This is a genomic window from Histidinibacterium aquaticum (assembly GCF_008710275.1).
In the GTDB taxonomy this organism is placed as follows: Bacteria; Pseudomonadota; Alphaproteobacteria; order Rhodobacterales; family Rhodobacteraceae; genus Oceanicola; species Oceanicola aquaticus.
The window spans coordinates 87684-108422 of record NZ_VYQE01000001.1 but is presented as its reverse complement, the minus strand read 5'-3'; the positions used below and the strand labels follow the sequence as shown (position 1 = coordinate 108422).

Here is a 20739-nt window from a genome sequence, read left to right as displayed (position 1 = left end):
CGCGCGGGGGCCGGAGAAGAAACGCGATGAGGCGCGCGACGCTGAGACCAGAACAGAGCAGGACCCCGAGGGGTTCCGTGGTCGTCCGCGCACCGCTTCACGCCACAATCAGACACGCCACCTCCACGTCCGCGCCCCCCGGGGCGCCGCCGGGGAGGGCGTGCGAACGGACACCATGGGAAAGAAAATGCTCATCGACGCCACCCACGCGGAAGAGACCCGCGTCGTGGTGGTCGACGGAAACAAGGTCGAGGAATTCGACTTCGAAGCCCAGGCCAAGCGTCAGCTCGCCGGGAACATCTATCTAGCAAAGGTCACGAGGGTCGAACCCTCGCTCCAGGCAGCCTTCGTCGATTACGGCGGCAACCGCCACGGCTTCCTGGCCTTCTCGGAAATCCACCCCGACTACTACCAGATCCCGGTCGCCGACCGCGAGGCGCTGCTGGCCGAGGAACTGGCGCTCGCCAAGAGCGAGGCGGACGAGGACGAGCCGGACGAGAAGCCCAAGAAGCGCACGCGCCGCTCGCGCTCCAAGCCGGCGGAGACCTCCACCGACGACGCCAAGACCTCCTCCGATCCCTCGGGGATGGAGACCATCGACCTCGACGAGGGCGGTGACTCCGCCGAGGCGCGCAGCCACATGGAGACGGTCCCCGAGACCCCGGTCGAGACACCGGAAAGCTCCGCCGAGTCCGAGGCTCCGGCCGAGGACAGCGCCGACGAAGAGACGCCCGCGGCCAAGGACTACGCCAAGGACAAGGGCGGCGACGACCGCGCGTCCGAGATCGAGTCCGTCGCCGACGACGACACCGACGAGGTCCGCCCGACCCGGAAACCGCGGCCGCGCAAGTACAAGATCCAAGAAGTGGTCAAGGTCCGGCAGATCATGCTGGTCCAGGTCGTCAAGGAAGAGCGCGGCAACAAGGGCGCCGCCCTCACCACCTACCTCAGCCTCGCAGGCCGCTACTGCGTGCTCATGCCCAACACCGCCCGCGGCGGTGGCATCAGCCGCAAGATCACTAGCGCCGCCGACCGCAAGAAGCTGAAGGAAATCGCGACCTCGATGAACGTCCCGCTCGGCGCCGGTCTCATCATCCGGACCGCGGGCGCGCAGCGCACCAAGACCGAGATCAAGCGCGACTACGAGTACCTCCAGCGCCTCTGGGAGCAGATCCGCGAGCTCACGCTCAAGAGCATTGCCCCCGCGCCGATCTACGAGGAAGGCAACCTCATCAAGCGGTCGATCCGCGATCTCTACTCCAAGGATATCGACGAGGTCATCGTCGAGGGCGAGGCCGGCTATCGCGTGGCCAAGGACTTCATGAAGATGATCATGCCGTCCCACGCCCGCAACGTGAAACACTACCACGACGCGCTGCCGCTCTTCGCCCGCCACCAGGTCGAGAGCTACCTGACCTCGATGTTCAACCCGACCGTCCAGCTGCCCTCCGGCGGCTACATCGTGATCGGTGTGACCGAGGCGCTGGTCGCCATCGACGTGAACTCGGGCCGGGCCACCAAGGAAGGCTCGATCGAGCAGACCGCGCTCAAGACCAACCTCGAGGCCGCCGAGGAGGTGGCCCGCCAGCTCCGCCTGCGCGACCTTGCCGGTCTGATCGTCATCGACTTCATCGACATGGACGAGCGCAAGAACAACGCGAGCGTCGAGAAGCGTCTCAAGGAAAAGCTCAAGAGCGACCGCGCCCGTATCCAGGTGGGCCGGATCTCGGGCTTCGGCCTGCTGGAGATGAGCCGCCAGCGGCTCCGTCCCGGCATGCTGGAGGCGACGACCCAGCCTTGCCCGCACTGCCACGGCACGGGCCTGCTGCGCTCCGACGACAACGTCGCGCTCGCGATCCTGCGCCAGATCGAGGAAGAGGGCGTGCGCGGCCGCTCCAAGGAGGTGCTGGTCAAGGCGCCGGTGGCCATCGCCAACTACCTCATCAACCAGAAGCGCGAGCATGTCGCGGGGATCGAGGCGCGCTACGGCCTCGCCGTCCGGATCGAGGCCGATCCGGGGATGACCTCGCCCGACTTCCACCTCGAGAAGTTCAAGACCGCGACCCGCGTCGTAGCCGAGGTCGAGCTTCCGGTGATCTCCTCCGACAGCACCCTGCTGGCCGACGAACCCGAGGAGGCCATCGAGCCCGAGGCGGTTCCCGAACCGCCGCCGGAGCCGGAGGCCGCCGCCGAGGGCGAGGAGAAGCCCAAGAAGCGCCGTCGCCGTCGCCGCCGTCGCGGCAAGTCGAACGGTGGTGGTGAGAACGGCTCCGAGAACGGCGATCAACAGCAGGGCGACTCCGACAAGCCGGAGCAGTCCGAGGCCGTGACGGCCTCCGACGGTCAGTCCGACAAGGCGCAGGCCGATACCGCCGAGGCGGCGACCGAAGCCAAGGCCACCGACGAGGCCAAGCCGGCCGACGAGGGCAAGGCGGAAGCCGAAGAGGCGCCGCGCAAGAAGCGGACCCGCACCCGCCGGAAGAAGCCCGCCGAGACGGCAGAGACCCCCGCCGAACCCGCCCCCGAGGCGGAGCCGGCTCCCGAGCCTCAGCCCGAGCCTACGGCCGCCGCCGAGCCCGCCGCCGAGCCGGAGCCCGAGCCCACGCCGGAACCGGAGGTTGCCGAGGCGCCCCAGCCGGAACCCGCAGCGGAGCCCGAGCCTGCGCCGGAGCCAGAGGTCGCCGAGGAACCGCAGCCCGAGCCGGCCCCCGAGCTCGAGCCGACCGCCGCGCCCGAGGAGAAGACCGAGGAGCGCGAAACGGTGGGAGCCAACGGCGACGACGAACCGTCCAAGCCCAAGCGCCGCGGCTGGTGGTCGCTGGGCCGCTGAGACCCGGCACGAGTTGAAGAGAGGGCCCCGCGAGTGCGGGGCCTTTTCGCTTCGGGGCCTCAGCCGTCGCTCGGGGCCTCGCCGCGCCGGATCAAGTGGTGCTGCACGCCCCCGTCCTCCTCGACCGAAAGATGCGTATGTCCGGCCTCGGCGCAGAAATGCGGGATGTCGATGAGCGCGACGGGATCGTCGGCGAGGCAGCGCACCAGCGTTCCGGGCGCGAGCCCGAGGAGCCGCTTGCGCAGGCGCAGGACGGGCAGGGGGCAGAGCAGCCCCAGCGTATCGATCTCGACTTCGCCCTCGCTCATGGCGATTGGCTAGCGCCTTGCGGGCTTCGAGTCACGCCCGGTCCGACCGCGCGGTCTCTCAGGCGTGACAGCCCGCCCCCGTGACGCGCCCCGCGCCTTCGCCTAAGAGAGAGCCATGGACACGAGTCTCCTTCTCGACGCGACCCTGCTGCCCGCGCTTTTCATCGCGATGGCGGCTGGCCTGCTGTCCTTCCTCAGCCCCTGCGTGCTGCCGATCGTGCCGCCCTACCTCGCCTACATGGGCGGGGTTAGCGTGACCGAGCTCGACGGCACCCGCAGCGCGCGGCGGCGGGTGACGCTCTCGGCGTTGTTCTTCGTGATGGGCCTGTCGACGGTCTTCCTGCTCCTGGGCTTCGCCTTCTCCGCCATGGGGCGATTGTTCCTCTCGGTGCAGGATTGGTTCGTGACCGGCGCGGGCTTGGTCATCATGATCTTCGGCCTGCATTTCATCGGGGTCTTCCGGATCGGCTTCATGGACCGCGAGGCGCGCGTGGACGCGGGCGACCGGGGCGGGTCGGCCTTTGGGGCCTTCGTGCTCGGCCTCGCCTTCGCCTTCGGCTGGACGCCGTGCCTGGGGCCGATCCTGGGCGCGATCCTCGGGCTCGCGGCGTCCGAGGCCGACATGGCGCGGGGCTCGGCGCTGCTCGCCTTCTACGCCCTGGGGCTCGGCATCCCCTTCCTGCTGGTCGCGGCCTTCTTCCCGCGGCTCAAGGGCGCGATGGCCTGGATGCGGCGGCACATGGACCGGATTGAGCGGGTCTCGGGCGTCTTGCTCTGGACGGTGGGGCTGATGATGCTAACCGGCCAGTTCTCGGATTTCTCCTACTGGCTGCTGGAGACCTTCCCCGTTCTGGCGCAGCTCGGATGAGCGGCGCGGCCCATCCCTACCTGCGGATGGCGCTGAACAACGCTTGGGCCAATTCCACGCTCTACGGCGCGCTGCTGGAGCTGCCGCAGGCCGAGTTCACCGCGCCGCGCCCGGGCTTCTTTCCCTCGCTCGCCGCCACGATGGGCCATATCCTCGAGGTCGACCTCTACTACCTCGACGCGCTCGAAGAGGGCGGACAGGGCCGGGCCCTGCGCGAGGCGCGGATCGAGGGCACCGCGTCAGAGCTCGGAGAGCAACAGGCGGGCGCGGACATGCGGCTGGCCCAATTCTGCATGGGATTGACCGAGGAGACGCTCGCCGCCACCCGCGAGACCGAGCGCGCCGAGGGGCCGGTGACCGAGCGGGTGGACGCGCTTCTGCTGCATCTCTTGCAGCACCAGGTGCACCATCGCGGACAGGCCCATGTCCAGCTGCAGGAGGCGGGCATCGCGCCGCCACAGCTCGACGAATTCCACCTCGTCTACGACCGCGCTCCCTCGGCCGAGGCCTACCACGGCTGAGCCCCTTCCCCGGCCCGGAGGGGCCTCAGGGCAGGCTTATTTTCGCCCATCGGATCGGCTAGCCTCTCTGGCGAGGAGCCGAAGGGACAGGGCCATGACCGGGCCGGTGCGCCGCAGGCGCGTCTTCTACATACCGGGCTACGACCCGATCCACCCGCGCCGCTACCGCGAGCTCTACCGCAAGGAGGGCGCGGCCCAGGCGGAGATCTCGGGCTATCGCATCGCCCTCTCTCCCAAGGCGGCGGGCGGCGGTCCCTACGGCTGGCACGTCGCGGCGGAGATCGAGGGCGAGGCCGTTGAGGCCGACGTCGAGGTGCTCGTCTGGTCAGACATCGTGCGCGGCTCCATGTCCTCGACCATCGCCGGCACCTATCTCCAACTGGTCCGCTGTGCATGGACCTATATCGCGAGCGGCACGCTGCGGAGGCTCATGTGGCTGCGGAAGGGCCCGGTGATCGCGGCGCTCTACCCGGTGGGGATGCTGCTGCTGCAGCTCGCGGTGGCCCTCGGGCTGGGCGCGGCGGCTGGGGCGCTGGTCTCGGCCGCGGTTTCGCAGGTGGCGGAGCTGCCCGCGATCACCCTGGCGCTTCGGCTGGGCGTCTGGGCGCTGGTCGCCGTCACCCTGCTGAGGTGGTTCAAGAAGAAGGACGGCAAGTTCTTCGCCTACTACCTGATGCACGACTACGCCTATTCCGCGCACTGGAAGGGTGCGAACCCGCCCGACCTCGAGGCGCGGATGGCCGAGTTCGGCGACCGCGTCGCCGAGGCCCTGACGGAGCCCTGCGACGAGGTGCTGGTCGTCGGCCATTCCTCCGGCGCGCATCTCGGGGTCTCGATCCTCGCCGACCTGATCCGCGACGGCCGTGTGCCCGCCAACGGTCCGGCGCTGGCCTTCCTCTCGCTGGGGCAGGTGGTGCCTATGGTCTCGTTCCTGCCCGAGGCGCACCGGCTGCGGGCCGATCTCGCCTACCTCTGCACGCGGGACGAGCTGGCCTGGGTCGACGTGACCGCCCCCGGCGACGGCTGCGCCTTCGCGCTTTGCGATCCGGTGGCGGTCTCCGGCGTCGCGCCCGAGACCGGGCAGAAATGGCCGCTGGTCTTCTCCGCCGCCTTCACGCAGACGCTCAGCCCGGAGCGGTGGAAAGAGCTGCGCTGGCGGTTCTTCCGGCTGCACTTCCAGTACCTCTGCGCCTTCGATCGGCCGAAGGACTACGACTATTTCCGGATCACCGCCGGACCGCTCACCCTGCGTGAGCGCTACGCGGACCGGCCGCCGTCGAAGAGCCTGATCCGGCGGCCCGCCTCGAAATACACCAGCCGCGCCGCATGAGGCCGCCCAAGCCCGCCTCGCGGCCGGAGCGCGTGTCGCTCTGGCGTTACCTGCGCCTCTTCCGGGCCGACATCCTCTCGGCGCAACCCGAGAAGCTCTACCGCGCCTGGATGGCGGAGTTCCGGACGCCGTTCTTCCGGTCCTACCTCGTGAACGATCCCCCGCTGCTGCGGCGGGTGCTGAACGAGCGGCCCGACGACTTTCCGAAGTCCGACCGGATCGGGGCGGGGCTCCGGCCGCTGCTCGGCAACTCGGTCTTCCTGACCAACGGAGAGGCCTGGAAGCGGCAGCGGCGGATCATCGACCCGGCCTTCGAGGGCGGCAGGCTGCGCGACACGTATCCTGCGATGTGGGCGGCGGGGCAGGCGGCCGTCGCGCGACTCGGCGCGCAGGCGGACGGGATGCCGCTGGAGATCGAGGCGGAGACCTCGCACGCCGCCGCCGACGTCATCTTCCGCACGCTCTTCTCGATCCCCATCGAGAACGAGGTGGCCCGCGCCGTCTTCGACGAGTTCCGTGCCTACCAGCGCAGCCAGCCGATCCTGAACCTCGCCGCCTTCGTGCCCGGCCCCCGGTGGATGCCGCGTTTCTTCCGGCGCGAGACCCGGGCTTCCGCGAAACGCATCCGCCGCCTGATCCAGCGCCTGACCGCCGAGCGGCTGGCCGAAATTGAGGCGGGCCGCGCGCCCGAAGACCTCGCCACCAAGATCATGACCACGACCGACCCCGAGACGGGCGCGCGCTTCAGCGTCGAGGAGATGGTCGACCAGGTGGCGATCTTCTTCCTCGCGGGGCACGAGACCTCGGCCTCGGCCCTTGGCTGGGCGCTCTACCTGCTGGCGACCCATCCCGAGTGGCAGGAGAAGGTGGCCGGGGAGGGCGCGCAGGCGAGCGACAGCTTCGGCTCCGTCTCGAAGCTCCGCGTCACGCGCGACGTCTTCCGCGAGGCGCTGCGGCTCTATCCGCCGGTGCCGATGATGGTGCGCGAGGCGACTCGGGACGAGACTTTCCGCGAGCGGCCGGTGCGGCCCGGCGCGCAGGTCGTGCTCTCGCCCTGGCACCTGCACCGGCAGTCGCGGCTCTGGGAGGCGCCCGACGATTTCGACCCGGCCCGCTGGCAGACCGAGAGCGGCAAGTGCAGCGCGCGGGAGGCCTACATGCCCTTTTCCGCAGGTCCCCGGGTCTGCACAGGTGCGGGCTTCGCCATGGTCGAGGGGGTGCTGTTGCTCGCGCTCGTGGTGCGGGCGTTCAGGATCGAACCGGTGGACGGACGCGAGCCCGTGCCGGTCGCGCATCTCACCGTTCGGGCCAGGGACGGCATCTGGCTCAGGCTCACGCCGCGCGACGCCTGATTCTGCGTGGCGGCGAGGGCCGGCGGAAACGATTCCGCCAGATCCCGCGGATTGCATCTGATCGGGAAATTCAGACTCCAGTATGTCGTGTCATTCCGGCCGAAATGCGGCGCGACATTCAGGCCGTTTTCGGGCGGGGTGAGTGCCGCGAGATGCAATGAATACAGGGCCTTGAGGCAGATTAAGGCAGAGGGAAGGCGCCGATTGCGGCGCTTCCGGGGCATTCACCCGCACCGGGTCCATGCTATATCGGCGGAATACCGCGGTGCTGCACCGCGGAGCGACCTACGACAGGAGAAAGGTTTCATGGCCCTCGCCCACGAGATGGAAAGCAAGCCGCGTCCGACGCCGGGTCTTGTGAAGACCCTCGAGAGCGTCATGAACATCGTGCGCCAGTCCCGCGGCGAGCCGCCCGCACCGGCCTCGCGCTCCGCGCAGCGCCGTGCCGTGGACGAGAAGGAGATCAAGGATCTCTTCAGCGCCGACCTCTCGACCTCCGGACGGGACGAGCCGTTGCCGCCGAAGAGCCTGACCGCCGAACAGCAGGATGCCGAGGACCTCGCCCGCGTCCGCGCGGCGCTTTACTCCGACTGACGCTGCAGGTCGCGCAGTACCGCAACCCGGATCGCCGAGGCCAGGCCGACCTCCGCTCCGCGTGCCTCGTCGATCTCCGTCGCCAGTCCGTTCAATGTCTGACCGCGCGCCTCAGCCATGCCCCGGAAGGCGGTCCAGAAGGGCTCTTCCAGAGACACGCTCGTCCGGTGCCCCCGCAGGGTGAGCGACCGCTTCACCGGTCGCCCGGCGGTGTCAGCCATCGGAATCCTCGAACTTCTGGCTGTCGAGCCGCCGTTTCGCGGCCTCGGCCTGCGCCGTCTCCAGCAGGCGTTGCGCCTTGCTCCGGCCGTGACGGACGGCGTTTTCGTCCGCGCGGCGCTTCTCCTCGGCACGGTCCCGCGTCTTGCGGACCTGGCGGAGATTGACGACCTTCTTCATCGTGACACGTCCTCGGGAAATCACGACCCATCCATAACCGGAGTGCCCCCGCCCATGCCACGCTGGATTTGCGCCCTTGCCCTCACGTTCCTCCTGCCCGCCGCCGCGTCGGCGGACTGGTCGCTGGAGACCGACGAGGCCGACCCCATCGCCCTCGGGCCGGGGCCCTTCGGGCTCTCGATGCGCGTCTCCTGCGAGGACGAGGCCCCGGCCTTCAATCTCGCGGGCGTGCTGGTGCAGGGCGCGCCCGGGCCGCGCGCGTTCACCGTTAGCGTGGACGGGACGGATTTCGGCCCCTTCGAGGCGGACTGCGACGGCGAGACCTGCGCGCTGGACGCGAGCAGGGAGGCGACCGACCTGACCGATGCGCTCCGCGCCGGACTGCGTGCCGTGGTCTCGGAGGACGAGGTGCTCCAGACCATTTCGCTTCGCGGCTCCGACGATGCCCTCTCGGAGCTCGCCTGCACCGAAGGTTGACGCAGAGTAGCTTCGCCGGGCAGCCTCCGGGGCATGTTCAGTACCCGGAGGTTTGTCATGTCCGTCGTCCGCTACGCTCTCGCGCTCGCCTGTCTCGCCGCACCCGCCGCTGCCCAATGGCGCTACGATCCCGGTCCCATGCCCGCAGGCCGGGCGATCGGGCCGGGGACGGCGGGTTACAGCCTCGTGGTCGAATGCGGCAACGGCGGCTACCCGGCCGTGCTGCTGGAGGGCTACACTCCGCCGCAGGGGATGGAGCCCGCCTTCGTCGCCTCGGTGGACGACAGGCCCGAGCACCTGCTCTTCACCACGCAGTGCAACGCCTCGGTCTGCATGATGGATTTCGACTCGCTGGACGCGGTCTTCGGGTTGCTGGCCGAACTGCGGGCGGGCCAGGTGCTCGACCTCGGTCTCTACCGCGGCGGACCGCTGACCGAGGTGCCGCTCGGCGGGTCGAGCGCCGCCATCGGCCAGCTCTCCGGGCGCGGCTGCGAGATCTCCTGAAGCCGCAAAGGGTAGGGCCCTGATGTTTCGCGCGCGAAACATCAGGGCCCTGGAATGATTAACAAAACCGCCGGAGAGGTTACTTCGGCCCGATCATCTGCTCGGGCCGCACGACCTCGTCGAAGCGCTCGGCCGTCACGAAGCCGAGATTCACCGCCTCTTCCCGCAGGGTCGTGCCGTTCTTGTGCGCCGTCTTCGCCACCGTGGTCGCGTTGTCGTAGCCGATCTCAGGCGCGAGCGCGGTCACGAGCATCAGGCTCTCGCCCATGATCTTGGCGATCCGCTCCTCGTTGGCGCGGATTCCCGCGACGCAGTTGTCGGTGAAGGCCGTCGCGGCATCGCCCAAAAGCTGCATGGACTGCAGCACGTTGTAGGCCATCATCGGCTTGTAGACGTTGAGCTCGAAGTGCCCTTGTGACCCCGCGAAACCGACGGCGGCGTCGTTGCCCATCACATGCGCGCAGACCTGCGTCAGCGCCTCGCACTGGGTCGGGTTCACCTTGCCCGGCATGATGGAGGAGCCTGGCTCGTTCTCCGGTAGCATCAGCTCGCCCAGCCCGCAGCGCGGACCGGAGCCCAGCAGGCGGATGTCGTTGGCGATCTTGAAAAGGCTGGCGGCCACGGTCTTGAGCGCGCCAGATATCTCGACCAGCGCGTCATGCGCCGCCAGGGCCTCGAACTTGTTGGGTGCCGTGACGAAGGGCAGGCCGGTGATCCGCGCCATGTTCGCCGCGACCGTCTCGCCCCAGCCCTTCGGCGTGTTGAGCCCCGTGCCCACAGCAGTGCCGCCCTGGGCCAGCTCGTAGATCCGGGGCAGGGCGGCTTTCACCCGTTCGATCCCCATGGCGACCTGGTGGGTGTAGCCCGAGAACTCCTGCGCGAGCGTGAGGGGCGTCGCGTCCATCGTGTGGGTGCGGCCGATCTTGATGATGCCGTCGAACTGCACGACCTTCTGCTCGAGCGCGGCGTGCAGCTTGGCGAGGCCCGGCAGCGTGACGTCATGCGCCGTCATTGCCACGGCGATATGCATGGCGGTCGGGAAGGTATCGTTCGAGCTCTGCCCCATGTTGCAGTGGTCGTTGGGATGGACCGGGTCCTTGGACCCCATCTCGCCGCCCAGGATCTCGATTGCGCGGTTCGAGACGACCTCGTTGGCGTTCATGTTGGACTGGGTGCCCGAGCCGGTCTGCCAGACCACCAGCGGGAAGTGGTCGTCGAGCTTGCCCTCGACGACCTCGGAGGCCGCCTGGATCATCGCCTCGCCGATCTTTGGGTCGAGCTTGCCGCGCTCTAGGTTCGCCTCGGCGCAGGCCTGCTTGATGACGCCGAGCCCCCGGACGATGGCCACGGGCTGTTTCTCCCATCCGATGGGGAAATTCTTGAGCGAGCGCTGCGTCTGGGCGCCCCAGTAACGGTCGGCGGGGACCTCGAGCGGGCCGAAGCTGTCGGTCTCGGTGCGGGTGGCGGTCATGCGTCCTCTCCCTGGTATACCTTCGCACACCGGATAGACCCGCCGGGCGGGTGCCGCAACGGGCGGAATGCCGTGAATCGAGCTGTTTGCGCTGACGGGCCGGGGGAGGGCGCTACTTGCGGAAGCGGTCGAGGCTGACGACCTCGGCCTCCTTGGGCTTCTCCGCCTCGCCGTCGTCCTCGGCCATCTCTTCCATCGGCGCTTCTTCGTCGTCCTCCTCGTCGTCGTCCTCTTCCTGCGTCTCGAAGCGCAGGCCGAACTCGACGGACGGGTCCACGAAGGTGCGGATGGAATCGTAGGGGATGTAGAGCGGCTCCGGGCTATCGCCGAAGTTGAGCGTGATCGAGAAGCCCTCGGAGGTGACCTCTAGATTGTCGAACCAGTGCTGGATGACGATGGTCATCTCGTCCGGGTAGCGGTCTGAGAGCCAGTCGGCGATCTCCACGTCGGGGTGCATCGTGTCGAAAGTGATGAAGAAATGATGCTGCCCCGGCAGACCTTCGTCGCGCACGCTTTCCAGGACCTCACGAATGAGGCCGCGCATCGCGCGATGCATCAGGTTGCCGTAGTCGATGGACTGACTCACGGAGGCTGCTCCTTCCGACTGATGATTGAAGCATACGAGATTCGGAAGCGAGGGAAAGGGGGTCACGCGACCCCCGTCGCTCCGACCGCGAGACCGGCCAGCGCGAGGCTGCCGATCACGGCGAGGAGCGGCCAGCGCCACCAGAGCAGGAGGGCCGCGGCGAGAAGGACCAGGGCGAGGGCCGCGGGGTCGAAGCTGCGCGGGTCGGGGGCGATCACGGACAGGGGGCCCGCCGAGAGGAGGCCGACCTCGGCGAAGAGGACATGCGCCGCGAACCAGACCGAGAGGTTCGCGATGACGCCGACGACGGCCGCGGTCACCGCCGAGAGGGCGCCCGAGATCCGCGGCTGGTGCTCCAGCCAGTCGATCAGCGGGGCGCCGGCGAAGATCCAGATGAAGCAGGGCACGAAGGTCACCCAGAGCGTCATCAGCGCAGCGAGCGTCGCGAGACCCGGCCCGCCCTGCAGCGCACCGGTCAGTTGTCCGACGAACTGCGTGACGAGGATCAGTGGGCCCGGAGTGGTTTCCGCCAGTCCCAGCGCGTCGATCATCTGCTCGGTCGTGAGCCACCCGTAGCCCGAGACGACCTCCTGCGTCATGTAGGCGAGGACGGCGTAGGCGCCGCCGAAGGTGACGACGGCGAGCTTGGAGAAGAAGACGCCGAGCTGAACGAGCAGCTCCTGTCCCGCGAGCGCGGCGAGGGCCACGGGAGCGGCCCAGAGCGCGCCGCCGACCAGCAGGACCAGTGCGAGACGGGCCGCGTCGAAGCGCGGCGGGGCGCTGCCTCTTTCGCCGCTCGCGCGGAGCGCACCCCAGGCGGCGGCGAGCGCGACGACCAATGGGAACGGCAGGTCGAAGGCGAAGAGGGCAATGAAGGCGAGGACGGCGAGAGCCACCGCGTCGCGCGTCTTCAGCGCCTTGGAGGCGAGTCGTTGGATCGCCTGCAGGACGATCACGACCACGGCCGCCTTGATGCCGAGGAAGGCCGCCTCGACGGCGGGGACATCGCCGTAGGCCACGTAGGCCGCGGCGAGCGCGGCGATGACCATGGCCCCCGGCAGGACGAAGAGCCCGCCCGCCAGCAGGCCGCCGGGAATGCCCTTCAGCCGCCAGCCCGCATAGGTGGCGAGCTGCATGGCCTCGGGGCCGGGCAGTAGCATGCAGAAGGAGAGCGCGCGAAGGAACTGGTCCTCGGTCAGCCAGGGTCGCTCCTCGACCAGCTCGCGGTGCATCAGCGCGATCTGCGCGGCGGGGCCGCCGAACGAGAGGCAGCCGATGCGTCCGAAGACGGTGAAGAGCGCGGCGAAGGTCATGGCCCCTGCTTCCGACAGGGAGGATGGCGGCGTCCAGCGGCAATCGGCGTTGTCATGGAAGTGTCACAGGTCAGCCGAAGACCCGCGAGACCTCGCGAAGGATCTTCTCGCGGATGGCGCGCGGGTAGTCGCGGTAGCCCCGCGCGGTCATCACGAAGCCGTCCCGGGTGATGACGAAGCGCCGGAAGAAGCCGGTGATGGCGAGACCCATGCCCTCTATCGCGATGCCGTTGATGGTGACGCCCATGCGCTCGGCCCGGCGCGGCAGGGGGCGGATGTCGGAGCCCGCGTTGGGCGTGCCGTCGCCCGAGACGTCGATGATCCGCCGCTTGCAGTCCGGCGCCGTCGCGAACTGGTCGAGCGCGAAGGCGAGCGCCTCTGCGGGCGCGGTGTCGGAGAGGACGAAGGCGCGGGGCATGGTCCGGGTCTCGTTCGAGAGGCCGCGGACGTCGAGCGGGCTGAACATCTGCCGCCAAGGGATCGTGAGCTCCTGCTTGTCGGCGCCCGACCACTGCACGACCGCGAGGGCAGAGCGGCCGCGAACCAGCTCCTCGGAGATCTCGGGATCGGCCAGCGCGTCGGCCAGACCATCGACCTGGAGGCGGTACTCGGCCACGTCGATGGAGTTGGAGACGTCCACGAGCAGCAGGAGAGCCGTCTCGCAGGCCCGGGCGGGCAGGGGCAGCAGGGCGAGGCAGAGTGCGAGCCGGTGCATGAGGCCAGACTGTCGCGCGGCGCGCGGGCTGGCAAGCGCGGCAAGGGCCTTCAAAGGCCCTTGGGCAAGCGCGTTCGAACGCGCTTGGGCAACGTCCGTGGACGGGCGTTCAAGACGGCGGTTCGAACCGCCTTGGGCGCTGCGGATAGGGGGAAAGTGCAGGCTTCTGTTGCCAGGTGCCTGCGAACCCCGCCTTACGCTGCTAGGCGCAAGGGCTTAAGATTTCGATCTCGTTACTGCTTAGGCAGCAACGGCGATCGGAGCACGATTGTCGTTGGCAATTATGCTTTACGGACCGATAACGGTGGTACCTCACCGGGACAAAGCCACACCTTTACACGTTCGTCGATCCTAGTTCGGCCCCATGACCCGCCAACGACCGGGTGTTTTGGTGGAGCCGCCGGGTACTGCCCCCGGGTCCGATCCGCTTATTACGTGCGCGTTTATGTCCATAGTCCCTTGCGGGACATCCCAGATATAGGGCGGCGCCCGGGCGCGCTCAACCCCCTTCGATCTCATGGTTTCCGTCGTTCAAAGGCCCAAGGCCCGTCCCAATTCTGCCTGAATTCAGCGGCAGTTACTGGCGATGCCAACCTTAGGGAAGCTGTCATGTCCCGAGTCCAGCACGTTCTTCCGGCCTTGAGCCGCCTCTGGCGCCGTATGCGGCGGGAAGAGGGGTCGGTGACCCTGGAATACGTTCTCTGGCTTCCCGTCTGGCTGCTCATCATGACGCTGACGGTGGATGCCACGATGCTCTTCCAGCAGCGCAGCCAGTTCTACGTGGCCGCCCGCGACACCTCGCGGCTGGTCGCGGTCGGGGCGAAGACCGCCTCGGAGGCCGAGACGCTCGTGGAGCAGGGCTTTTCCCGCTACACCGGTTTCGACGCGAGCGTGACGATGGCCGACGGCTTCGTCACCACGGCGGTCAGCGCGCCGTTCAGCTCGATCACGGCATTTTCCGGCTATCTGGCCAGCGGCAACCTGACCGCGGCGGTCACCATGTATGTCGAGGCTCCTTCCTCGATCGCCTCCGGTTCGGGGGCAGGGAGCTAGGATGACGAGAGGTTTGAACTCAATGCCCTTCAGCACTTTCCTGACCCGCTTCAGAAAAGAAGAGGACGGGGCCGCAACGATCAGCAGCCTCTTCTTCACCGTCGCCGCCCTGGCGCTCGCGGGCCTCGCGCTCGACCAGGCCCATGCCTGGCAGTCGCAGACCCGGCTGCAGGTCGCGACGGATGCCGCCGCGCTCGCTGCGGGCACGAAGCTGGAGGACTTCGACTCCGCCCGCAGCCTGGCGCTCGAGGTGGCCGAGGAGAACCTGGGTCGCTCGGGCATCGTCAATGCCAGTGACGTCGAGTTCGGCAGCTGGGACCAGGCTGCCGGCACCTTCACGCTCAGCAGCGACCCGGAGGTGGTGAACGCCGTCCGGGTCTCCGCCGACCTGACCAAGGCCGGCAATGACGCGGTGCCGACCTTCCTGCTCAAGTTCGTGGGCATCAACAGCTGGGAGATGGGCGCACAGACCCTCGTCATCGACGAGCCCTCCGCCGGAGCGAAGGACCCCGAGACCAACGAGCCGGTGGGGCCCGAGTGCGAGATGATGACGGTCATCTCCTACGGCCGCGTCGACACAGGCGGCGGCAACCACCTGAACAAGGGGGTCTGCATCCACGGCCAGACCGGCGTGCTCACCGGGGGCGGCGATCACTACGACATGGAAGTCACCTTCTCGGCGCTGAACGAGAGCGACGTGACGATCAACCATTACGGGCCGAGCGAAATCCCGGTCGAGCATCTGCGGATGGGCCGGGACCTGCAGCCGACGATCCTGCCGCATCTGCAGGAGATGCACGCCGATCTGTGGGCTACGCTCTACAACAACGGCAACCCTCCCGAGACCTACCAGGGCGCGCTGCTCCCCGATTTCCTCTACGACAACGGCCCGGCCAAGGTCGTCGTCATGGAGGGCTGGTGGACCGTGCGCGAACAGGACCTCGAGGAAGGGACGATCTATGTCGTCAACGGCGGCGCCCAGTTCTCCGGCAACGTGGACGCGACCAACGTGGCCTTCATCGTGAACGGTTACTTCGGAACCGGCGGCGGGCGGAAGCTGCACTTCGAGGACGTGTTCATCTTCGGCCGCCAGGTCGGCCTCGCCGGCGACGTGACCTGGGGCGAGAAGGGCACCCAGTGCAAGAAGGACTACTTCTCGGTCTATCTCTTCGGGCTCGAGAGCCTGCAGATGGGCGGCTGGAGCAACAACGGCGTTTCGACCAACGGTGTCGTGGCGGCATCGCCCAGCTGGAACCCCGGCGGCAACATGAAAGCCCGGAACGTCTACTTCGAGACCGGCGTGCAGGGGCAGGACAGCTCCACGCCGCTCGGCGGCGACCTGAGCATCAACGGCAACCCCTGCAGCTTCGAGTTGGACAGCCACTACGAGCTGGCGACCATTCCGCCGACCTGGCGGAACAGCGGAGAGCCGGTGCCCGCCCGCTCGCGGCTGGTGCAGTAGTACCCGCAGAGGATCGATGGATCGGAAGGCCGGGCCCGCAGCCCGGCCTTCGTCGTTTCTAGAAGGGGCGGTTCTCGTAGGCGTCGAGCGCCCGCTGCCGGCCCTCCTTCGCGCCGACGACGGGTTCCGGGTAGTCGTCCTCGGGCGACATGTTCCAACTGCGCGGAATGCAGTCGAAGAAGGCCAGGGCGGTCTTGGCCGGGTTGCCCCGGTTCTCGGCGATCCAGGCGCGACGGTAGGTGCCGTCCTTGTCGAAGCGGTCCACCTGGGTTTCCGGGTTGAAGACGCGGAAGTAGGGCGTGGCGTCCGGGCCCGAGCCCGCCGACCACTGCCAGCCGAGCGAGTTCGAGGCCGGATCCCAGTCGATCAGGTGCTCCTCGAACCAGCGGCAGCCGATCTTCCAGTGGGTCATCAGGTGCTTGGTAAGATAGGAGGCCACGATCATCCGGCCGCGGTTGTGCATGGTGCCGGTGACGTGCATCTCGCGCATCGCGGCGTCGACCAGCTCCATGCCCGTGCGGCCCCTCTTCCAGGCCTTCACCTCGGCCTTCCGCTCGTCCTCGTTCCAGGGGAAGGCGTCCCAGTCCTCTTTCCAGTTGCCGGTCATGAGACGCGGCGTGTGGTAGACGAGGTGGTAGGCGAATTCCCTCCAGACCAGTTCCTGCAGGAAGGTCTCGGCGCCCTTCTTGCCCTCCTCGATGGCGCGGCGGCCGGCCTCCCAGCAGGAGCGGGGGCCGATCTCGCCGTAGGTCAGGTTCTCGGAGAGGCCGGAGGTGCCGTCGGTGCCGGGGATGTCGCGGGCCTCGCCGTAATGGTCAATCTTGTGGGCCATGAAGGCGCCGAGGCGGTGCGAGGCGGCGTCCTCGCCCACGGTGACGTGGTTCGCGACAACGGCCGCGCCGCGGTTCATGGCGGCGCCGAGCTTCCAGTCTTCCAGCCGGTCGCTGTCGGGCCATGTCCCGGGATGGCGCCACTCCTTGGGGGCGGGCAGGGCGCGGCCCGGGTCCCGATCGCGGACGGCCCGCCACATGGGCGTGTAGACCTTGTAGTAGCCGCCGGTCTTGGTCTCGACGGTCCAGGGCTCGAAGAGGACGTGGCCGTGGAAGGATCTCGCGTCGACTCCGTCATCCTTGAGCCCGGCCTTCACCCGCTCGTCGCGGTCTCGGGCGAGGGGATCGTAGAGGCGGGTCCACCAGACGGCGCCCGCGCCGGTTTCCTCCACGAGGTCGCGGAGGGTTTCGAGCGCCCGGCCGCGCCGCAGGATCAGGCGCGCGCCTTTCTCCGACAGACGCTCCGCGAAACGTTCGACGGCGAGGCCCATCCGCCATTTCGGGGCCGCGCCGTGATCCTCGAGGACCTCGTCGAGGAGGAAGACGGGGATGACGGGGCGGCCGCTCTCGGCGGCTTCGGTGAGGGCAGGGTGGTCCGAGAGGCGCAGGTCGCGGCGGAACCACAGAAGGATCGGGCTGTCGGTCATGGCGGCAAAGCTAGGACGGGGCGGCGCGAGACAAGGCTCCTGCGGCAAAAGAGAAAGGGCGGCGCCGGGTGGCGCCGCCCTTCATCGTCTCGAAGGTTTGAGGCGGGCTCAGGTGCCCTTCTGTTCGCTCCTGAGACCGACCCAGATCGCCCAGCACAGGAAGAGCAGGACGATCGTGAAGAAGAGCCCCGTCGCGTTCACCATGGCCTGCAAGGCCGTGAGGCCGCCGCCGAGGAGAAGCGCGATCGCCACGACCCCCTCGATGACCGCCCAGAAGATACGCTGGGAGGTCGGCGCCTCGGTCTTGCCGCCGGCGGTGATGGTGTCGATCACCAGCGACCCGGAGTCCGAGGAGGTGACGAAGAACACCAGCACGAGCACGATGGCCAGCGTGGAGGTGATCGCCGTCAGCGGCAGCTCGCCCAGCATCGCGAAGAGCGCAATCGAGTCGTTGTAGCTGTCGATCACGTTCTCCTTCACGCCAGAGGCCTCGGGGTTGGTCACGACCTGTTCGATGGCCGTGCCGCCGAAGGTCGCCATCCAGAAGACCGAGACGAGCGACGGGATGAGGATCACGCAGGTGATGAACTCCCGCACCGTCCGGCCGCGGCTGACGCGGGCGATGAACATGCCGACGAAGGGTGACCAGCTGATCCACCAGGCCCAGTAGAACGAGGTCCAGCCCTGGCGGAAGCTGTCGTCCTCGCGGCCCACCGGGTTGGAGAGGGCGAAGACGTCCGTCGCATAGGTCCTCAGGCCGGCCCAGGCATCGCCCAGGATCGTCAGGCTGGGCCCGACGAAGAAGACGAAGGCCAGGAGCACGGCGGCGAAGAACATGTTGACGTTCGACAGCACCTTTACGCCGCCGTCGACGCCGCGCAGCACCGAGCCCAGCGCCACGGCGGTGACACAGGCGATGATGATGACCTGGGTCATCCGGGACTGCTCGATGCCGTAGACATAGTTCAGACCCGCGTTGGCCTGTTCCGCACCCAGACCCAGCGAGGTGGCAAGGCCGAACAGCGTGGCGAAGACCGCGATCGTGTCGATCACGTGCCCCGGCCAGCCCCAGACGCGGTCACCCAAGAGGGGATGGAAGGCCGACCGGATCGAGAGCGGAAGCTGCTTGTTGTAGGTGAAGAGCGCGAGGCTGAGAGCCACGACCGCGTAGATCGACCAGGGGTGCAGGGCCCAGTGGAAGATGGTCGCGGCGAGACCGTGGTTGCGTGCGCTCTCGACCAGGCTCTGGTCGATGCTGCCGTCCTCGCCGATCGGACCCTGAAGGCCCAGCGGCTGGCTGACCTGCATGTGGTAGACCGGCTCGAGAACGCCGAAGAACATCAGGCCGATGCCCATGCCGGCGGCGAAGAGCATGGCGAACCAGGACATGTAGCCGAAGTCCGGCTTCGCGTCCGTGCCGCCGAGGCGGACCTTGCCCATGGGCGTGAAAATGAGAACCAGACAGAAAATAACGAAGATGTTCGCGGCACTCAGAAAGAACCAGTCAAAGGTCGTGGTGACGAAGGTGAAAATCCAGTCGAAGGCCGCGCTCGCCGTCTCCTGGAAGAGCAGCGTGCAGACCACGAAAACGAGGATCGTCAGCGACGACACCAGGAAGACGGGGTTGTGAATGTCGAAGAGGACGGGACCAACTTTGCCTTGCAAGTTGTCCTGGCCGACCTCGTAATCTGTGTCGATCGTGTTGACCTCACCCGATGGTGACGGGATGTCCAACTGATCGTTGGTTTGGTCGCTCATTGACGCTCCCTTCGGTTTTGATTTGGTATCGGTGAGCTACTCGACGCCGAGTTAACTAGGGCGCCGATCGGCGGAGTCATGCCACCCCTCGGCGGGAAACGCAAAACCTGCGCCCCAGGGGCTTGAAATCGTCCTCTCCGCGAACGTCGCGAAGTCCCGGTTTCGGTGTCAGCCGCCACGGACCAGGAAGACCGAGATGTGCGAGTGGCGCGCCAGAGCGGAGCCGTGGTTCGGTCCGAGGAAATCACCGGCCTGGGGCACATGCGTCGCCATCACGACGAGGTCCGCGCCGGTCTCTTCCGCCGCCTCCGAAAGCTTGTGGTCGAGGTCGGCGGCGGGGTCGTTGCTGTGCACCGAGAACGAGGAGGTCTTCTGCCCGTGGGCCGCGCCCTGTTCGGCGGCGAAGGCCTCGAGCTTCTTGGTGAATTCCTCGGGGGTGTGAGCCACCGAGGACGGATGCGATCCGGTTACGCCGACGTAGACGACCTCGGCGCCGTTCTCCTTGGCGAGGGTCCCTGCGACCGACAGAGCGCGCCCGAGCTTGTCCACATGCGCGAGATCGACCGGGACCATTATCTTGGAAAACATTGAACTACCCCCTCAATTTCAGAAGATCGGGGCCCTCGGACAGCCGTCCGGGGCCTCTGAGTAGAGCAATGGTAACAGCAGTGTGAGGCTCCTTGGAACCCGTCGGGGGCGAAAAGGTGCCCCGGGGGTCAGTCCGGCTGGACCTCGACCAGCACGCGGCCCTTGACGCCGCCCTTGAGGATCGAGGCGCCGAGCTCCGGCAGATCTTCGAGCGTCGCAGGTTCGACCATGGCCTCGAGCTTTTCCATCGGCAGGTCGAGCGCGATCCTCTGCCAGGCCTCGACCCGATCCGCGTAGGGGCGCGTGACGCTGTCGATCCCGAGCAGGTTCACGCCGCGCAGCAGGAAGGGGACGACGTTGCCCGGGAACTGCGGGCCCGCAGCGAGCCCGACGGCGGCGAGGGAGCCGCCGTACTTCAACTGCCCGAGCACCCGCGCCAGCATCTCGCCGCCAACCGCATCGATGCAGCCGGCCCAGGTCTCGCTCTCCAGAGGGCGCTTGACCGCCTCGGCGATCTCGGACCGGTCCACGATCTGCGTGGCGCCCAGGTCCTTGAGATATCCCGCGTTCTCCGGCCGGCCGGTTACCGCGGCCACCTCGTGACCGAGTTCGGCCAGCAGCGCCGTCGCGACCGAGCCGACGCCGCCCGAGGCGCCTGTGACGAGCACCGGTCCGGTGCCCGGCTTCAGCCCGTGCTCCTCCAGCGCGATCACCGAGAGCATGGCGGTGAAGCCGGCGGTGCCCACGGCCATCGCCTGGCGTGCCGTCAGCCCGTCCGGCATCGGCACGAGCCAGTCCGCCTTGACCCGCGCCTTCTCGGCGTAGCCGCCCCAGTGACGCTCGCCCACGTGCCAGCCGGTGAGGATCACCTCGTCGCCGGGTTTGTAGCGCTCGTCGTCCGACTGCTCGACGGTCCCGGCGAAGTCGATGCCGGGGATGTGGGGGTAGTCCTTCACCAGTCCGCCGCCGGGCCCGATGCAGAGGCCGTCCTTGTAGTTGAGGGTGGAGTAGGCGACCCGCACCGTGACCTCGCCCTCGGGCAGACGGTCGTCGGGCAGCTCCTGCACGCCGGCATGGGTTTTGCCGTTCTCGTCCTTCTCGACGACCAGCGCCTTGAACATCGGGTGTCTCCT

21 protein-coding genes and 1 other RNA gene are annotated in these 20739 nt (G+C 68.1%); 10 read left to right on the top strand and 12 right to left on the bottom strand.

Annotated features, from left to right (window positions below):
* Positions 1–175: 175 nt before the first annotated feature.
* On the top strand, positions 176–2830 hold the full coding sequence (locus F3S47_RS00530) for an Rne/Rng family ribonuclease (protein ID WP_191090034.1): 2655 nt from the start codon (positions 176–178) through the stop codon (positions 2828–2830).
* A 59-nt stretch (positions 2831–2889) separates the two neighbouring features.
* Here F3S47_RS00530 and F3S47_RS00525 read toward each other — a convergent pair whose 3' ends face one another.
* Positions 2890–3138 (bottom strand): sulfurtransferase TusA family protein, encoded by a 249-nt coding sequence (locus tag F3S47_RS00525; RefSeq protein ID WP_150443273.1) that lies wholly within the window; start codon positions 3136–3138, stop codon positions 2890–2892.
* Between the two features lie 115 nt (positions 3139–3253).
* On the opposite strand from F3S47_RS00525, the gene F3S47_RS00520 reads away from it, so the two are divergent.
* From F3S47_RS00520 to F3S47_RS00500, 5 genes are all read left to right on the top strand, one after another.
* Positions 3254–4006, top strand: a complete 753-nt coding sequence (locus tag F3S47_RS00520) for a cytochrome c biogenesis CcdA family protein (protein WP_150443272.1) — start codon at positions 3254–3256, stop codon at positions 4004–4006.
* Positions 4003–4527, top strand: coding sequence for a DinB family protein (locus tag F3S47_RS00515; RefSeq protein ID WP_150443271.1), 525 nt, complete (start codon positions 4003–4005; stop codon positions 4525–4527). The genes F3S47_RS00520 and F3S47_RS00515 overlap by 4 nt, the downstream gene beginning before the upstream one ends.
* Before the next feature lie 94 nt (positions 4528–4621).
* Positions 4622–5857 carry a hypothetical protein gene (locus F3S47_RS00510; RefSeq protein WP_150443270.1) on the top strand — a complete coding sequence of 412 codons (1236 nt, stop codon included), beginning with the start codon at positions 4622–4624 and terminating at the stop codon, positions 5855–5857.
* Complete coding sequence (locus F3S47_RS00505; RefSeq protein ID WP_150443269.1) at positions 5854–7209, top strand: cytochrome P450; 1356 nt, start codon at positions 5854–5856, stop codon at positions 7207–7209. The genes F3S47_RS00510 and F3S47_RS00505 overlap by 4 nt, the downstream gene beginning before the upstream one ends.
* A 306-nt stretch (positions 7210–7515) precedes the next feature.
* The gene (locus tag F3S47_RS00500; RefSeq protein ID WP_150443268.1) at positions 7516–7803 is read left to right on the top strand and encodes a hypothetical protein; all 288 of its coding nucleotides are present in this window, start codon (positions 7516–7518) and stop codon (positions 7801–7803) included.
* Here the strand turns inward: F3S47_RS00500 and F3S47_RS00495 are convergent.
* Together F3S47_RS00495 and F3S47_RS00490 are read right to left on the bottom strand one after the other, a co-directional pair.
* On the bottom strand, positions 7791–8024 hold the full coding sequence (locus F3S47_RS00495) for a ribbon-helix-helix domain-containing protein (RefSeq protein ID WP_150443267.1): 234 nt from the start codon (positions 8022–8024) through the stop codon (positions 7791–7793). The genes F3S47_RS00500 and F3S47_RS00495 overlap by 13 nt on opposite strands.
* Positions 8017–8202, bottom strand: coding sequence for a DUF4169 family protein (locus F3S47_RS00490; protein ID WP_150443266.1), 186 nt, complete (start codon positions 8200–8202; stop codon positions 8017–8019). The genes F3S47_RS00495 and F3S47_RS00490 overlap by 8 nt, the downstream gene beginning before the upstream one ends.
* Positions 8203–8256: 54 nt before the next feature.
* Here F3S47_RS00490 and F3S47_RS00485 point away from each other — a divergent pair, with 54 nt between their 5' ends.
* A complete protein-coding gene (locus F3S47_RS00485; RefSeq protein WP_150443265.1) occupies positions 8257–8679 on the top strand; it encodes a hypothetical protein in 423 nt (140 codons plus the stop codon).
* Positions 8680–8736: 57 nt separating this feature from the next.
* A complete protein-coding gene (locus F3S47_RS00480) occupies positions 8737–9183 on the top strand; it encodes a hypothetical protein (protein WP_150443264.1) in 447 nt (148 codons plus the stop codon).
* 79 nt (positions 9184–9262) lie between these two features.
* On the opposite strand, the gene fumC is transcribed toward F3S47_RS00480, so the two are convergent.
* From fumC to ssrA, 5 genes are all read right to left on the bottom strand, one after another.
* Positions 9263–10654, bottom strand: a complete 1392-nt coding sequence (gene fumC, locus F3S47_RS00475; protein ID WP_150443263.1) for a class II fumarate hydratase — start codon at positions 10652–10654, stop codon at positions 9263–9265.
* A 112-nt stretch (positions 10655–10766) separates the two neighbouring features.
* Positions 10767–11240, bottom strand: a complete 474-nt coding sequence (locus F3S47_RS00470; RefSeq protein WP_150443262.1) for an SspB family protein — start codon at positions 11238–11240, stop codon at positions 10767–10769.
* A gap of 62 nt (positions 11241–11302) precedes the next feature.
* On the bottom strand, positions 11303–12553 hold the full coding sequence (gene chrA / locus F3S47_RS00465) for a chromate efflux transporter (RefSeq protein WP_150443261.1): 1251 nt from the start codon (positions 12551–12553) through the stop codon (positions 11303–11305).
* A gap of 70 nt (positions 12554–12623) precedes the next feature.
* Complete coding sequence (locus tag F3S47_RS00460) at positions 12624–13268, bottom strand: DUF1194 domain-containing protein (protein ID WP_150443260.1); 645 nt, start codon at positions 13266–13268, stop codon at positions 12624–12626.
* Between the two features lie 155 nt (positions 13269–13423).
* Positions 13424–13775, bottom strand: a transfer-messenger RNA (tmRNA) gene (ssrA, locus tag F3S47_RS00455).
* A 102-nt stretch (positions 13776–13877) separates the two neighbouring features.
* Here ssrA and F3S47_RS00450 point away from each other — a divergent pair.
* On the top strand, positions 13878–14321 hold the full coding sequence (locus tag F3S47_RS00450; protein ID WP_150443259.1) for a TadE/TadG family type IV pilus assembly protein: 444 nt from the start codon (positions 13878–13880) through the stop codon (positions 14319–14321).
* 22 nt (positions 14322–14343) lie between these two features.
* Positions 14344–15783, top strand: coding sequence for a pilus assembly protein TadG-related protein (locus F3S47_RS00445; RefSeq protein ID WP_191090033.1), 1440 nt, complete (start codon positions 14344–14346; stop codon positions 15781–15783).
* A gap of 58 nt (positions 15784–15841) precedes the next feature.
* On the opposite strand, the gene F3S47_RS00440 is transcribed toward F3S47_RS00445, so the two are convergent.
* The 4 genes from F3S47_RS00440 to acuI form a co-directional block, all read right to left on the bottom strand.
* Positions 15842–17260: a cryptochrome/photolyase family protein gene (locus F3S47_RS00440; RefSeq protein ID WP_150443257.1), complete on the bottom strand. Its 1419-nt coding sequence runs from the start codon at positions 17258–17260 to the stop codon at positions 15842–15844.
* A 108-nt stretch (positions 17261–17368) separates the two neighbouring features.
* On the bottom strand, positions 17369–19018 hold the full coding sequence (locus tag F3S47_RS00435) for a BCCT family transporter (protein ID WP_150443256.1): 1650 nt from the start codon (positions 19016–19018) through the stop codon (positions 17369–17371).
* 168 nt (positions 19019–19186) lie between these two features.
* Entirely contained in the window at positions 19187–19606 is a 420-nt protein-coding gene (locus F3S47_RS00430; protein ID WP_150443255.1) for a universal stress protein, read from the bottom strand.
* Between the two features lie 128 nt (positions 19607–19734).
* On the bottom strand, positions 19735–20727 hold the full coding sequence (acuI, locus tag F3S47_RS00425; RefSeq protein ID WP_150443254.1) for an acrylyl-CoA reductase (NADPH): 993 nt from the start codon (positions 20725–20727) through the stop codon (positions 19735–19737).
* Positions 20728–20739 lie beyond the last annotated feature (12 nt).

Excerpts from the sequence above, each read along its gene's own strand:
- chrA (WP_150443261.1), bottom strand. The coding sequence starts at position 12,553 with ATGACCTTCGCCGCGCTCTTCACCGTCTTCGGACGCATCGGCTGCCTC.
- F3S47_RS00525 (WP_150443273.1), bottom strand. The coding sequence starts at position 3,138 with ATGAGCGAGGGCGAAGTCGAGATCGATACGCTGGGGCTGCTCTGCCCC.
- F3S47_RS00500 (WP_150443268.1), top strand. The coding sequence starts at position 7,516 with ATGGCCCTCGCCCACGAGATGGAAAGCAAGCCGCGTCCGACGCCGGGT.
- F3S47_RS00435 (WP_150443256.1), bottom strand. The coding sequence starts at position 19,018 with ATGAGCGACCAAACCAACGATCAGTTGGACATCCCGTCACCATCGGGT.
- F3S47_RS00430 (WP_150443255.1), bottom strand. The coding sequence starts at position 19,606 with ATGTTTTCCAAGATAATGGTCCCGGTCGATCTCGCGCATGTGGACAAG.
- F3S47_RS00510 (WP_150443270.1), top strand. The coding sequence starts at position 4,622 with ATGACCGGGCCGGTGCGCCGCAGGCGCGTCTTCTACATACCGGGCTAC.
- F3S47_RS00480 (WP_150443264.1), top strand. The coding sequence starts at position 8,737 with ATGTCCGTCGTCCGCTACGCTCTCGCGCTCGCCTGTCTCGCCGCACCC.
- F3S47_RS00520 (WP_150443272.1), top strand. The coding sequence starts at position 3,254 with ATGGACACGAGTCTCCTTCTCGACGCGACCCTGCTGCCCGCGCTTTTC.
- F3S47_RS00505 (WP_150443269.1), top strand. The coding sequence starts at position 5,854 with ATGAGGCCGCCCAAGCCCGCCTCGCGGCCGGAGCGCGTGTCGCTCTGG.
- F3S47_RS00460 (WP_150443260.1), bottom strand. The coding sequence starts at position 13,268 with ATGCACCGGCTCGCACTCTGCCTCGCCCTGCTGCCCCTGCCCGCCCGG.
- fumC (WP_150443263.1), bottom strand. The coding sequence starts at position 10,654 with ATGACCGCCACCCGCACCGAGACCGACAGCTTCGGCCCGCTCGAGGTC.
- F3S47_RS00450 (WP_150443259.1), top strand. The coding sequence starts at position 13,878 with ATGTCCCGAGTCCAGCACGTTCTTCCGGCCTTGAGCCGCCTCTGGCGC.
- F3S47_RS00490 (WP_150443266.1), bottom strand. The coding sequence starts at position 8,202 with ATGAAGAAGGTCGTCAATCTCCGCCAGGTCCGCAAGACGCGGGACCGT.
- F3S47_RS00530 (WP_191090034.1), top strand. The coding sequence starts at position 176 with ATGGGAAAGAAAATGCTCATCGACGCCACCCACGCGGAAGAGACCCGC.
- F3S47_RS00495 (WP_150443267.1), bottom strand. The coding sequence starts at position 8,024 with ATGGCTGACACCGCCGGGCGACCGGTGAAGCGGTCGCTCACCCTGCGG.
- F3S47_RS00440 (WP_150443257.1), bottom strand. The coding sequence starts at position 17,260 with ATGACCGACAGCCCGATCCTTCTGTGGTTCCGCCGCGACCTGCGCCTC.
- acuI (WP_150443254.1), bottom strand. The coding sequence starts at position 20,727 with ATGTTCAAGGCGCTGGTCGTCGAGAAGGACGAGAACGGCAAAACCCAT.
- F3S47_RS00515 (WP_150443271.1), top strand. The coding sequence starts at position 4,003 with ATGAGCGGCGCGGCCCATCCCTACCTGCGGATGGCGCTGAACAACGCT.
- F3S47_RS00445 (WP_191090033.1), top strand. The coding sequence starts at position 14,344 with ATGCCCTTCAGCACTTTCCTGACCCGCTTCAGAAAAGAAGAGGACGGG.
- F3S47_RS00485 (WP_150443265.1), top strand. The coding sequence starts at position 8,257 with ATGCCACGCTGGATTTGCGCCCTTGCCCTCACGTTCCTCCTGCCCGCC.